This window comes from Salinicoccus sp. RF5 (assembly GCF_020786625.1).
In the GTDB taxonomy this organism is placed as follows: domain Bacteria; phylum Bacillota; class Bacilli; order Staphylococcales; family Salinicoccaceae; genus Salinicoccus.
The window spans coordinates 386,994-400,544 of sequence record NZ_JAJGRC010000001.1 but is presented as its reverse complement, the minus strand read 5'-3'; the positions used below and the strand labels follow the sequence as shown (position 1 = coordinate 400,544).

Here is a 13,551-nt window from a genome sequence, read left to right as displayed (position 1 = left end):
TAATGATTAATGATAAAGGAGTCGGCGAGATGGATCATCCGATATTCGAACTGAAAAACATCTCCTATACTTATAGGGATAAGATGGAAACGACACCCGCCTTGAAAGACATCAACCTCAGCATCCATAAAGGGGATTTCGTCGCCCTGGTGGGGCCGAACGGCTCCGGCAAGACGACACTGATCAAACTGATCCTCGGGGTCCTGAAACTTCAGAGCGGTGAAATATACATCAATGGCAACAGCCTGCGAAATTTCCAAGCATGGCAGGAAGTCGGGTATGTCTCCCAGAAATCAAACAGCTTCTCGAAAGGCTTCCCGGCAACAGTCAGCGAAGTCGTACTCAGCGGCCTGACGAAGGCCAAGGGACTGTTCAAGCGTTTCGGTAAGGAAGACTACCGGAAACTTGAAGAAGTGCTGGATATGCTCAACATCAACCACTTGAAGGATAAGAACATTTCACTCCTGTCAGGCGGACAGACGCAGCGTGTGTTCATCGCACGGGCATTGATCAACAATCCGAGCATCCTCGTCCTCGACGAACCGACTGTCGGCATCGATGCGAAACACGTCAAGGAGTTCTATGATGTCCTGTTCAGGCTCAAGGAACAATCTGTGACGATTCTTCTCGTCACCCATGACATAGGGGTGGTCGTCGATCATGCGGACGAAGTCGCCTGTCTGAACGAGCATCTTCATTTCCATGGCACCAACCACGAATTCAAGAACCTGGGTGAAGCGGAACTGTCCAAGATCTATGGCTTCCCACTACAGCTCGTCTCACATGACCACGAAAGGGCGTGCTGCGAATGATCGAGGCTCTGCTCGAATATGAGTTCATCCGGTATTCTTTCGTCAGTGGCCTGATTGCCGGGCTGATTGCGCCCCTCATCGGTACCTTCATCGTCATCAGAAGGCTGTCTTTGATCGCAGACGCACTCAGCCATGTCACCCTGGGCGGCATTACATTCGGCGTCTACCTGTCGTCGCTGATCGGGATGACCATCAACCCGCTCATTACAGGGATCATCTTCTCCGTCATGGGTGCCCTCGGCATCGAGCGGCTGCGTACAGTCTACAGGCACTACCAGGAGCTCGCCATACCGATCATCATGAGCTTCGGGGTTGCACTGAGCGTACTGTTCCTCTCACTCGCCGATGGATTCAACCAGGATCTGTTCGGATATCTCTTTGGAAGCATCAGTGCAGTGAGCAGCGTCGACCTGATTCTGATCTCCGTCATCGGAGTGATTGTCCTCATCTTCATCTATCTGATGTACAAGGAGATGTTCCTTGTTTCATTCGATGAAGAGTATGCGAATGTCATGAATATCAACAAGTGGATCCACTTCATGTTCATCATCGTCGTGGCACTCGTCATCAGTGCTTCAATGCGGATCGTAGGCATCCTGCTTGTCAGCGCCCTGATGACACTGCCTGTCGCTTCAGCGATGCGCGTCACTTCAAGCTTCCGCCAGCTGATGTTCACGAGTGTCATATTCGGCGAAGTTGCGGTCATCGTCGGATTGTTCATGAGCTTCCATCTCGATATATCCCCAGGGGGCACGATCGTACTCGTTTCGCTGGCCATTCTGGCGGCGACCATAATTCTCGACCGTATAGGAGTGAAAAAACGTGGAGAACCGATTGATTCAGTATAAAGAAAGGCTGAAGGAAAACAGCCTTAAGATTACCCAAAAACGGATGCGCATGATTGAACTGTTTCTTCAAGAGGACAGGTACCTGAGCGCCAAGGATATACAGGAGCTGATGAACAAAGACTACCCAGGGATCAGCTACGATACGATCTACCGCAACCTGTATACGCTGAAGGATATAGAAGTGCTCGAACAGACTACATTGTCCGGGGAGATGCACTACAAGATTTCATGTACCACCCATCACCATCACCATTTCATATGTGATGAATGCGGCGACACGAAAGTCATCCGCTACTGCCCGGTCGAAACATGGCAGAATGAGCTGGATGATGTGGAAATAAAAAACCATAAAGTTGAACTCTACGGCCTCTGTGGAGTATGCAGAAGAACCAGAATCTCATAGATTCTGGTTTTTTCATATTGACACCACTGTTTATAGTGTATATATTATATATACACAGTATATATGGAGGTGAAGTGATTGGATATAAAATTATCCAACCGGAGCGATGTCCCGATATATGAGCAGCTGAAGAATGAAATCATACGCCTCATCATGACGGGCGCATTGAGGCCGGGTGATCCTTTATTGTCGATGCGTAGGCTGGCCAAGGAACTGAGCATCAGCATCATCACGACGAAGCGGGCATACCAGGACCTCGAAGCTGCCGGATATGTATATTCGGTCGTCGGAAAGGGCACATACGTCAGTGAACAGAATAACGAAAACAAAAGGGAACAGCTCTTGATTGAAGTCGAAAAGAAATTGGAGGAGTTGCTTTCAACAGCGAAGAAAATAGATTTGTCCATCGACGAACTGGTGGAAATGATGAAGGTGATGGAGGAGGATCAATGATGGATGCTGTTACAGTCAAAGGATTGGAGAAGTATATGGGCAGATTCAGATTGAAGGATATCAACCTCAGCCTAAGGAAAGGGTATATCACTGGTCTGATCGGAGAGAATGGATCGGGAAAATCCACACTGATTCATCATATGCTGACGTTGAAGAAGCAGGACGAGGGGCGGATCAGCATACTGGATAAGGATCCTGAATTGGAAAGGGAAGAGCTGCTGAACACTATCGGTCTGGTATTTGCCGAAGACCGCTTTCCGCAGAACCTCAGTCCAAAAAAACTGAATCGGCTTTTGAATATCTACTATATCAATTGGCATGCTGATACATTCTTTGCATATCTGGAAAGGTTCAATGTGGATGCCACAAGCAAAGTCAAATTCCTGTCTACAGGAGAAAAGGTGAAATTGTCAATTGCGATTGCCTTAAGCCATGAAGCCGAACTGCTGATTCTGGACGAGCCAACGTCGAACCTTGACCCGACTTTCAGGATGGAACTGCTGGATATACTGCAGACACTCATGATGGACGAAGATATCACGATACTCTTCAGTACACATATCACGACGGATCTCGAGAAGATTGCCGACTACGTCGTAATGATCGATGACGGGGAAGTGCTTTTCGACATGGACAAGGATGTGCTCTTCGAGTCCTACAGGAAAGTAAAAGGAGATAGACAGATTGCGGCTGATGCAGGTGGACTGCTGATCGGTACAGCCACAAATGCACTCGGATTTGAAGCGATGACGAAAGAATCTCAGGCACTTAAGGAATTATATGGGGAGAAGGTATTGATTGAAGATCTGACGATGGACGAAATGATGTACTTCATAAAAAGGGAGAAGGGAGAGACGATCAATGGGTAAACAGCTCTACCTGAATCTATTCCAATCAAAATGGATATGGTACCTGGGAATCTTTACGATTCTCATGAACCTCCTCACAGCATTATCGTTTTCTGATTACAGAGGAAGCCTGATGCCCTTCATAAATATAATAAATGGTATCGCCGTGGTCTATACGACTTCAGCGTACCTGAACATACACTATATGCTGAAGTCGGATGCCAACCACTACTTCTTTTTCACGCTGCCCAACACCAAGAGGAACATCATAAAGGGGGATTATATCTACTATATGGTGATGCTGGCTTTGACTTCCGCCATATTCGGCAGCTACATGACGATTATCCAGGAAACATACTATCTATATGGCTTTGTGATGCTGATTGGTATGAGCTTGATAGTAATGAGCCTCTACTATCTCGGGTTCGGCAAACACTGGCTGCGTTTTCTTACCACTGGATACGTCATCTATGGTGTGCCGATGCTGATGGCCTATCTGTTCCATTTCATGCCGCTGGTCAATGTCAACCAGCTTGACCGGGAACTGCCCGGAATGGATTTTTATCTTTATCATCTTCCCTTCTATACGCTTGCCGCAGGTATGGTACTCTTCATCATCAGTTACGCAATGAATCAGAGGAATATAACAAAGCACGATATGGTCTAGTTGCACCGGAACCTCATCGAAGGTTCCGGTTTTTGCCGTCATCTTGAATCGTGATGGAACATATCTCAACCAGTCATTTTACACTTACCGGTTCCGGCAGTATGATGAATACAAATAGATGGGAGCAACCCGGGGATGGGCTGCTTTACCTGAAGGGGAGAGATAGTATGGAGAACCATTATGAAGTGATCATCGTTGGTGCAGGGTCCATGGGGATGGCCGCAGGGTACTACTTGGCTAAAAAGGGGGTCCGGACACTCATGATCGATGCCTTCGATCCGCCGCATTCAAACGGGAGCCATAGTGGGGATACCCGGCTCATCCGGCATGCTTGCGGTGAGGGTCTTGACTATGTGCCGCTCGCGATGCGCGCACAGGAGCTGTGGGATGATCTTCAGACAAAAACATCGGAAACGATTTTCAGAAAGACGGGAGTACTGACATATGGACCGCCGCAGTCGGATTTTGTAGGCAGGGCGATTGAAGGGGGGCGGGCATACGATTTGAACATCGAAACCCTGTCCGCCGATGAGGTCAATCAGCGTTGGGCCGGCATCTCGATCGATGATGATCATATCGGATGCTATGAGCCGGATGCGGGGGTACTGTTCAGCGAAAACAGCATCCGGACTTTCCGCAGGCTTGCTCTGGAGAATGGTGCTGAGCTCAAGGTGAATGCACCGGTACAGGAAATAGAAGTGCATGAAGACTCCGCCAGAGTGTCGACGCATGATGCATCCTACACTTCAGACAAACTCATCATCAGCGGGGGTGCATGGAATAAGCGGATACTGGATGACCTCGGTCTGAACCTCAAGATTACACCAAGCCGCCGGGTGATCGCCTGGTTCAATTCGGATGATGACCTTTACAGATCGGACAACTTTCCAGGCTTCTTCGCCGATCTGACGGACAGTGTATATTATGGATTCCCATGCATTGATGGGGCTGGACTGAAGGTTGGACGGTATGACAATGGCGAGGATATGGCACCCGAATATATGAACAGGGAGTTCGGTGTCTACGATAAGGACGAAGGGGATCTGAGGCATTTCCTAGGTGCCCAGATGAAGCAGGCGAATGGCAGGCTCAATGTCGGAAAGGTATGCATATTCACAAATACACCGGATGAGCACTTCATCATCGACAAGCATCCTGAACATCCGCATGTAGCGATCGCCGCCGGTTTCTCCGGTCATGGCTACAAATTTTCGAGCGTCGTCGGTGAGATTCTAGGCGACCTTGTCACTGAAGGCAGTACCGAACTCGACATATCGTTATTTTCTGCGACACGTCCCGCCCTCCAGCAGCAGAGCATGGAAAAACTTTGAAACAGACAGGCTCAAGGGTTTAATATCGGAACTTTTCAAATTCGTTGTATACTGCCTGAAACCTCATGTATAATGATTGGAAATTGATCGAATCATTCATGATGGGGGAGGGCCAGAATGGAAATCAAAGATCTGCGCATTTTCCAGAGCGTGGCGGAAGCGGGCAGCATCAGCAAAGGGGCAAAGGCATTGAATTTCGTCCAGTCCCATGTAACGGCACGGATCAAGGTTTTGGAAACGGAACTGGATACACAGCTTTTCCTGCGCCATAGCAGGGGGGCGACACTCACATCGGAAGGGATGAAACTGGAGGGCTATGCGCGGCAGATACTGGGCCTCATCGATGACATGGAAAAGGATTTCAAAGATATCGACAGCCCCACCGGCAGCCTGAACATCGGTACGGTGGAAACCATCGTGAAGCTGCCGGACATCCTTTCCATGTTCCAGCGCACCTATCCCGGGACAACATTGGCCCTCACTTCTGATGTGACGGCTAATATAACTGCCCAAATACTGGACAGACACCTGGATGGTGCATTCGTCGCGAATTTTGAGCCCAATCCAAAAGTGAACAGGATAGAAATCTTCCGTGAGACACTCACCCTGGTATCAAGTTCGCCGGAAATCAGTCTGGACGACCTGAAGAATCAGCCGATGCTCGTCTTCAAAAAAGGGTGCAGCTATCGGGAAAATCTGGAGAGGTGGCTCATGGATGAAGGGGTGGTGCACGCTAAAATCATGGAGTTCGGCACCCTTGAGACGATCATCGGGAGTATACGTTCCGGGCTTGGCATCAGCCTTGTCCCAAAATCCACCGTACAGCCGCTCATCCAATCGGGGGAGGTCCATGCGCATGATATACCAGAAGCGTACAGTGATATCTCAACGGACTTCATATGGAACAAGGAGGCCTATCTGACACGGACCATGGACAAGTTCATCCAGACCGTGCAGGCCTTCAAAATTCAGCAGACAAACTGAAGACGGCAGAAATGAAGCCCCCCGCAGCCGATTTGGCTGCGGGGGGCTTCTCCATATTATTTGTTGGCTGCTTCTTCTTTTTCCCTGCGCTCCTTCTCGTAGTGCTCTTCAGCGAGTATGTCGATTTCCTTCTTCAGTTCATCGACCATCGTTTCTTCAGGCACTTTACGTACCGTCTTGCCATGCATGAACAGGAGGCCTTCTCCGCGGGCACCGGCGATGCCGATATCCGCTTCGCGTGCTTCACCCGGACCATTCACGGCACAGCCGAGCACTGCAACTTTTAGCGGCGCCTTGATTGTGGAAATATATTCCTCGACTTCATTCGCTATCGCAATCAGGTCGATTTCAATACGTCCACAAGTCGGACAAGCGATCAGTGTCGCCGCATTGCTTGCGAGCCCGTAGCTTTTCAGCAGTTCCTTTGCGACTTTCACTTCTTCGACCGGATCGGCAGAGAGTGAGATCCTCAGCGTATTGCCGATGCCTTTTGAAATGATTGCACCGAGGCCTGCAGCACTCTTGACGGTGCCGGCGAAGAGCGTGCCGCTTTCGGTGATTCCAAGGTGCAGCGGATAATCGAATGCTTTCGCGGCCTTCTCATAGGCTTCGATGGCAAGGTTGACGTCGGATGCCTTCATGGACACGATGATGTCATGGAAGTCAAGATCCTCAAGTATCTTGATGTGGTGTAATGCGCTCTCGACCATGCCGTCGGCAGTAGGATAGCCGTACTTTTTGATGATATGCCTCTCCAGGCTGCCTGCATTGACACCGATGCGGATCGGAATGCCTTTTGCCTTGCAGGCTTCAACCACTGCTTCGACCTTCTCACGTTTGCCGATGTTGCCGGGATTGATGCGGATTTTGTCTGCGCCGCCTTCTACGGCGAGCAGGGCAAGTTTATAGTCAAAATGAATGTCCACAACGAGTGGGATATTGATCTGTTTCTTTATTTCTGGAATGGCCAGTGCATCTTCTTCTTTTGGACATGCGACACGTACGACCTGGCATCCTGCTTCTTCCAGGCGGTGAATTTCCTTTACTGTCGCTTCGACATCATGAGTTTTTGTCGTTGTCATGCTCTGGATGATGATCTGATCAGCGCCGCCGATCGTCACATCGCCGACCTTTACCGGTCTTGTTTTGGTACGGTGTGTAATTTGAGACATAACCAAGCTCCTCATATTATATGATTCTCTAAATCAACTGTCATTATACTAGATTCCAGACGAAAATGTAAACGTTGCGCCTTGTGATTACGCTTTCACTTTGGGAAGTTTGGCGAAGTAGTGGTAATAGAAGGGCAGGGTGAGCAGATAGAGCCACCAGAGCAGCGGTCCGGCTGCAAGCTGGATGGCGATCATCGGAATCAGGACGGCGACAGTGGCGAAAGTCGAGAATTTAAACCAGTTCATGAACCGCGATTTCTTCTTCATGAGCTGTGATATCAAGTGCAGCACGTAGATGCCGGCAGAAAGGAAGATGACTGCAAAGAACATGATGACGGCCATATAGAAGACGATGTAGACGAGGACATAGAAGTACAGGCTGGATGTCTGCTGGTCTATGAAGGTTTCGAGGTCCTCATCCGTTTCGACCTGGCTGATATACGAATAGTCGAAGCCCGAATTCTGGACATCCCTGATGTAGATGCCATCTTTCAGGAATCCGATGAGGATGCTGGAACCTTCGTCCTTCATCTCATCCGTGGTCATATCTTCACTGAAGAGGATATCGTTCCCCCGGATGGGAACTGTCTCGGTCTCTCCGACATATTCACCATCCACGATGCGGAAATCGGGGATTTCCGACTCCAGACTTCCGAGGCCCGATGTCGCATTGACACTCTGGAAAAGTGAGATGATGTTCGGCAGGGCGATCAAAATGGATATGATCATTATATTGATGAGCATGTGCTTGAAGTTGGCTGTCCTGAACAGGGGGTATTTCTTGAAGGTCAGCAGCCGTTTGAAAAAAGTGAAATACTTCATTGTGTAACGCTTCCTTTTTGATGAAATGCATGTATTCAAGTCGGATTTTCAGCCAAAGGTCTGAAAAATCACTTTATATCAGGCAATACATTTGTTATTTTAACACCGAATTGATATATTTGGTATGTAAACAATTAACTATGGAGGGGAATTAACTATGGCTTTTGAACTACCAGAACTACCTTATGCTTATGATGCATTGGAACCACACATCGACAAAGAAACTATGGAAATTCACCACACAAAGCATCATAACACTTATGTGACCAAACTCAATGATGCTGTCAAAGGAACGGAATTCGAGAACAAATCCATCGAGGACGTAATCAAGAATCTCGACTCTGTACCAGAAGACAAGAAGACAGCAGTGAGAAACAATGGCGGCGGTCATTTGAACCACTCACTATTCTGGGAACTTCTCTCTCCTGAATCCAAAGAGGTTTCTGGCGAAGTTAAAGATGCAATCGAATCCAAATTCGGATCTGTCGACAAGTTCAAGGAAGAATTTGAAGCAGCAGGTGCAGGCCGATTCGGTTCAGGCTGGGCTTGGCTGGTTGTAAACAATGGAGAACTCGAAATCGTGTCCACTCCAAACCAGGACAACCCTGTCACAGATGGCAAGACACCAATCCTTGGTGTGGACGTATGGGAGCATGCGTACTATCTGAAGTATCAGAACAAACGTCCTGAATACCTGAAAGCATTTTGGAACGTAGTCAATTGGGATAAAGTAAACGAACTCTACAGCAAAGCAAAATAAGCTGTGGATCAAAGAGTGGGGGCTCCCACTCTTTTTTTTATTTGATTTTTAAATGCTCCCCCTCCATTATGTGGTAGAATGACTGTACATATTTTTAATTGGATAAAGGAATGAGTTGGATTGAAACGAGCGAAAACTAAAAGCCTTGAAACTATAAACAGGCAGATATTGAAGTCGAGGATCAATATCATCTTGCTGCTTGTATTTCTCCTTTGCCTGCTACTCATATTCCGATTGGGCTATCTTCAGATCGTTCAAGGGGATACATACCAGGAAGAAGTTGAAAATGCCCAGTTCGTCGAGATCAACCAGAGTGTTCCGCGGGGCGAGATATATGACAGGAACGGCAATCTGTTGGTAGGCAACGCCTCAAAGAAAGCCGTTTATTTTACACGGCACAGGAACATGTCATCCGGAGAAATCATGGATGTGGCAGTTGAACTCAGCGGTTATCTCGATATGGAGACGGAGAACCTTTCCCTGCGCGACAAGCAGGACTACCTCATCAACCGCTATCCGGATGAGGTGGAGAACCTGATGTCCGAAGAGAAGACCCTTCTTGATAACGGTAATATCTCACAGGAGCAGTTCAATCAGGAACTCTACCAGCGCATTGACGAAGAACAGGTTTCCTCAGTCCTTACGGAGGAGGATTTGAATACAATCGCAATTTATGTCGAAATGGTCAATGCACGGGAGCTCAATCCCACCGTCATCAAGAGCGAAGGGGTGACCGAAGAGGAATTTGCCGAAATCAATGAATCGCTCGAACTGCTCGACGGTATATCTACAGGAATGGACTGGGAAAGGGACTACCCATATGGGGAAACCCTGCGGACCGTCCTCGGAGAAGTCTCTTCCTCAGAGGAAGGCCTTCCAAAAGAGCTGCTGGACCATTATATGGCCCGTGGATATTCCCGGAACGACAGGGTAGGGAAGACCTATCTCGAATACCAGTATGAGAATGTGCTCAGGGGCGAGAAGGAGCAGGTCAAATACTCGACCGACAAGTCCGGGGAGATCATCAGCCAGGAAGTGGTCAAGGAAGGTGAGCCGGGCGATGACCTCTACCTTACGGTGGATATCGATCTGCAGCTTGAACTTGAGGAACTTGCAGAGCATCATCTTACATCATTGAGAAGTATGGCTGAAGAGATCCAGCAACGGAACAGCCGGAGCGGGGAAATCGACTATACGATCATCCCGGAATACCTCAACACGGTCGTCCTGGTGGTACAGGATCCGAATAATGGGGATGTGCTGGCCATGGTCGGAAAACGCCTTGATGACAATGGGGAAGTCGTCGACTATCATTACGGTGCACTGACTTCGACTTATGCCGTGGGATCCTCCGTAAAGGGTGCCACAGTGGCGACTGGCTATCAGAACGACGTCATCGAAGCCGGCGAGACGCTTGTCGATGAGCCGCTTGAATTTGCTGACGGGACCACAAAAAGTTCCTTCTTCAACAGGGACGGCAAGGTTGCCATCGACGATCAGGAAGCATTGATGGTCTCCTCCAACGTCTACATGATGAAGATAGCGATGGGGATTGCCGGCATGGAGTATCAGCCGGGCATGTCCCTCCCGAATGATGTCACAGAGGCTGGCCAGACATTGCGGAATGGCCTCAGCCAATTCGGCCTTGGCGTTTCAACCGGCATCGACCTACCGAATGAAGCCAGGAGTCTGACACCTGAATTCAACAACAATCCCAGCAGCTATCTCGACCTGTCCATCGGACAGTATGATACGTATTCAGCACTCCAGCTGTCACAGTACGTTTCGACGATTGCCAATGGAGGCAACAGGGTGGGGCTTCATATGGCCAAGGAAGTTCGTGAAGGGGATACGAACGAGGAGGGCGCCATCCTCCAGTCCTTCAATGGAAAAGTGCTGAACACGGTTGAGTTTTCACCTGCAGAACTCGCCCAGATCCAAGATGGCTTCTTTGACGTATTCAACACCCATGACACTGCTACCGACCGCTACGGTACCGGGTGGGATGCCTACCATGAACTAGAGCCCAAGGCAGCCGGCAAGACGGGGACTGCAGAAGCACATTTCAATGGGGATCCCATATTGAACCAGACATACACAGGATATGCGCCTCACGATGACCCGGACATGGCATTCTCGGTCATCTTCCCAAACATGCCATACACAGTGCCGTTCTTCCCGGCTCAGTATCTGGGCAGGGACGTCATCAACAAATACTACGAATTGTACCATGAAGAAGCGGCAGTCGCCCCTTATGAATATAATACGAACGACTTCTATTCTAAACTTGTATACGGCAGCTATTAGAATGACACCACCGGTGACGGAACCCCGTCACCGGTGGTGTTTTTTTATATTTACACAATCTTTACAAACCATTCATTCCAAATTTACATTCATTCGGTAGAGTAGTGCTTGTAGGAAATACAACACTTAATTTATTGGAGGAGTTCGGGTAATGAAAAAGAGTATCTTTATGGCTGCATTGCTGATGAGCCTGGTATTCATTCTGGCAGCATGCGGAGGCGGCAATGCAAGTGATCCATCTGAAGAAAGTACAGAGGGCAGCAACGGAGAAGCGACGGAAGGATCTGAAGCGAATGCGGAAGAGGGTGGCTCCCTGTCAGGCAGCGTTACTGGTGACGGGTCCTCAACAGTGGCCCCGATTCTTGAACTGATAAATGAAGATTTCAATGCCGAGTATCCGGATGTCCAAGTTTCCATCGGTGTATCCGGTACAGGCGGCGGCTTCGAGAAATTTGTAGCTGGTGAGACGGATTTCCAGAACGCCTCCCGTGAAATCAAGGAAGAAGAAGTTTCTGCACTGGAAGAAGCAGGCATCGACTTCACTGAATTCAAAGTTGCGAACGACGGCCTGACGGTTGCAGTAAATACTGAAAATGATTTCGTCGACTACCTGACCTTCGAAGAGCTGCAGACAATCTACAGCGGCGAAGCTGAAACATGGAACGATGTCCGTGATGAATTCCCTGAAGAGGAAATCACAGCTTACGCGCCGGATCAGTCACACGGTACACATGACTTCTTCAAGGAAGCGGTAATGGAAGATGGCGACATTACAGCTGAATTGAACCAGGATACGAACGTCATCTCCCAATCCGTCACAAGCGACGCAAACTCAATCGGATTCTTCGGCTACAACTTCTACATGGTGAACCAGGATAATCTGAAAGGTGTTCCCGTTCAAGGTCCGGAAAGTGAAGAGCCTGTTGAAGTCACTGAAGAGACTGTCATGAGCTATGAGTATCCGTTGGCACGTCCACTGTTCGTATACGCCAAGAATGAATCCCTTGAAAATAATGAATCATTCATGCAGTTCATGGAATTCACTCTGAACAATGCTTCATCTGCAGCCGAAGAGGCGGGCTATGTCGCTTTGACTGAAGACGAGATGCAGGAACAGAAGGACAAGCTCGAAGCGTTCAAGTAGGCACTTGACCAATAAAAGGAACTGGACGGGGCCTTCCCGTCCAGTTTAAAGTATTTTGAAACGAGGTTCATTATGAGTGATTATAATATTCGTGAAATGATAGACAACAAAAAGGGCAGACGGAGTACGGTCTTCATAGAGAAGGCAGTGCCGGTCATCCTGCTCCTCATCACATCGGTGTCCGTACTGACGACCATAGGCATCCTTGTCACTTTGCTGTCCGAGACGGTAATGTTCTTCACCCGGGTCTCCCCAGTGGAATTCCTGACTTCCACCGAGTGGTCTGCTTTCAGCTCTGACCCTGAGTGGGGTATTTTTGCCCTGATCATGGGAACAATGAAGATCACTGTGATTGCAGTCGCATTTGCAGTACCGATCGGCCTCGGGGCCGCAATCTACCTGAGTGAATATGCAAGCGACCGGGTGCGCCGTACAATCAAGCCGATACTCGAAATCCTTGCCGGCATACCGACTGTCGTCTATGGGTTCTTCGCATTGACTTTCGTCACGCCTCTGATCAGGGGCATCTGGCCTGAAGTCAACCTCTTCAACGCGATCAGTCCAGGCCTTGTCGTCGGCGTGATGATCATCCCGATGATCGCAAGCCTGAGTGAGGATGCGATGAGTTCCGTTCCGAATACCATGCGTGAAGGGGCGCTCGGCCTCGGCTCGACAAGGCTTGAGATGGTGTTCAAGGTCGTCCTGCCTGCTGCCGTTTCTGGCATCATGGCCTCGATCGTCCTTGCAGTATCCCGGGCAATCGGCGAGACGATGATCGTTTCCATTGCGGCAGGGAGCACACCAAATGCAAGTCTGAACATCATGGAGTCCCTTCAAACGATGACGGGCTTCATCGTCCAAGTGGCGTCGGGCGACGCGACCTATGGCAGTGACGTCTACTTCAGCCTTTATGCCGTCGGCATGACGCTGTTCGTCTTCACACTGCTGATGAACGTGATTGCACAATGGTTCTCACGGAAGTTCAGGGAGGAATATTAAG

At 49.0% G+C, this 13,551-nt stretch carries 14 protein-coding genes; 12 read left to right on the top strand and 2 right to left on the bottom strand.

Annotated features, from left to right (window positions below):
* Positions 1-29: 29 nt before the first annotated feature.
* The 8 genes from LLU09_RS02210 to LLU09_RS02175 all read left to right on the top strand — a co-directional run bounded on the left by LLU09_RS02210 (position 30) and on the right by LLU09_RS02175 (position 6,346).
* Positions 30-812: a metal ABC transporter ATP-binding protein gene (locus tag LLU09_RS02210; protein WP_228311107.1), complete on the top strand. Its 783-nt coding sequence runs from the start codon at positions 30-32 to the stop codon at positions 810-812.
* Positions 809-1,660 carry a metal ABC transporter permease gene (locus LLU09_RS02205; RefSeq protein WP_040104636.1) on the top strand — a complete coding sequence of 284 codons (852 nt, stop codon included), beginning with the start codon at positions 809-811 and terminating at the stop codon, positions 1,658-1,660. The genes LLU09_RS02210 and LLU09_RS02205 overlap by 4 nt, the downstream gene beginning before the upstream one ends.
* Positions 1,647-2,063, top strand: a complete 417-nt coding sequence (locus LLU09_RS02200) for a Fur family transcriptional regulator (protein ID WP_228310288.1) — start codon at positions 1,647-1,649, stop codon at positions 2,061-2,063. The genes LLU09_RS02205 and LLU09_RS02200 overlap by 14 nt, the downstream gene beginning before the upstream one ends.
* Positions 2,064-2,141: 78 nt before the next feature.
* On the top strand, positions 2,142-2,516 hold the full coding sequence (locus tag LLU09_RS02195; protein ID WP_094905616.1) for a GntR family transcriptional regulator: 375 nt from the start codon (positions 2,142-2,144) through the stop codon (positions 2,514-2,516).
* Positions 2,516-3,385: an ABC transporter ATP-binding protein gene (locus LLU09_RS02190; protein WP_228310287.1), complete on the top strand. Its 870-nt coding sequence runs from the start codon at positions 2,516-2,518 to the stop codon at positions 3,383-3,385. The genes LLU09_RS02195 and LLU09_RS02190 overlap by 1 nt, the downstream gene beginning before the upstream one ends.
* Positions 3,378-4,031: a hypothetical protein gene (locus LLU09_RS02185; protein ID WP_228310286.1), complete on the top strand. Its 654-nt coding sequence runs from the start codon at positions 3,378-3,380 to the stop codon at positions 4,029-4,031. The genes LLU09_RS02190 and LLU09_RS02185 overlap by 8 nt, the downstream gene beginning before the upstream one ends.
* A 167-nt stretch (positions 4,032-4,198) precedes the next feature.
* Entirely contained in the window at positions 4,199-5,362 is a 1,164-nt protein-coding gene (gene solA / locus LLU09_RS02180; RefSeq protein WP_228310285.1) for an N-methyl-L-tryptophan oxidase, read from the top strand.
* A gap of 117 nt (positions 5,363-5,479) precedes the next feature.
* On the top strand, positions 5,480-6,346 hold the full coding sequence (locus LLU09_RS02175; protein WP_228310284.1) for a LysR family transcriptional regulator: 867 nt from the start codon (positions 5,480-5,482) through the stop codon (positions 6,344-6,346).
* A 56-nt stretch (positions 6,347-6,402) separates the two neighbouring features.
* Here the strand turns inward: LLU09_RS02175 and ispG are convergent, their stop codons facing one another.
* Together ispG and LLU09_RS02165 are read right to left on the bottom strand one after the other, a co-directional pair.
* Positions 6,403-7,518: a flavodoxin-dependent (E)-4-hydroxy-3-methylbut-2-enyl-diphosphate synthase gene (ispG, locus tag LLU09_RS02170; RefSeq protein ID WP_040104643.1), complete on the bottom strand. Its 1,116-nt coding sequence runs from the start codon at positions 7,516-7,518 to the stop codon at positions 6,403-6,405.
* An 87-nt stretch (positions 7,519-7,605) separates the two neighbouring features.
* Positions 7,606-8,340: a DUF1189 family protein gene (locus tag LLU09_RS02165; RefSeq protein ID WP_228310283.1), complete on the bottom strand. Its 735-nt coding sequence runs from the start codon at positions 8,338-8,340 to the stop codon at positions 7,606-7,608.
* A 157-nt stretch (positions 8,341-8,497) separates the two neighbouring features.
* Between LLU09_RS02165 and LLU09_RS02160 the strand changes: the two genes are divergently transcribed.
* From LLU09_RS02160 to pstC, 4 genes are all read left to right on the top strand, one after another.
* A complete protein-coding gene (locus LLU09_RS02160; RefSeq protein ID WP_040104645.1) occupies positions 8,498-9,100 on the top strand; it encodes a superoxide dismutase in 603 nt (200 codons plus the stop codon).
* 120 nt (positions 9,101-9,220) lie between these two features.
* Complete coding sequence (locus tag LLU09_RS02155) at positions 9,221-11,407, top strand: peptidoglycan D,D-transpeptidase FtsI family protein (RefSeq protein ID WP_228310282.1); 2,187 nt, start codon at positions 9,221-9,223, stop codon at positions 11,405-11,407.
* Between the two features lie 151 nt (positions 11,408-11,558).
* Complete coding sequence (locus LLU09_RS02150; RefSeq protein ID WP_228310281.1) at positions 11,559-12,551, top strand: phosphate ABC transporter substrate-binding protein PstS family protein; 993 nt, start codon at positions 11,559-11,561, stop codon at positions 12,549-12,551.
* Positions 12,552-12,623: 72 nt separating this feature from the next.
* On the top strand, positions 12,624-13,550 hold the full coding sequence (pstC, locus tag LLU09_RS02145) for a phosphate ABC transporter permease subunit PstC (protein ID WP_255620617.1): 927 nt from the start codon (positions 12,624-12,626) through the stop codon (positions 13,548-13,550).
* Position 13,551: the final 1 nt, after the last annotated feature.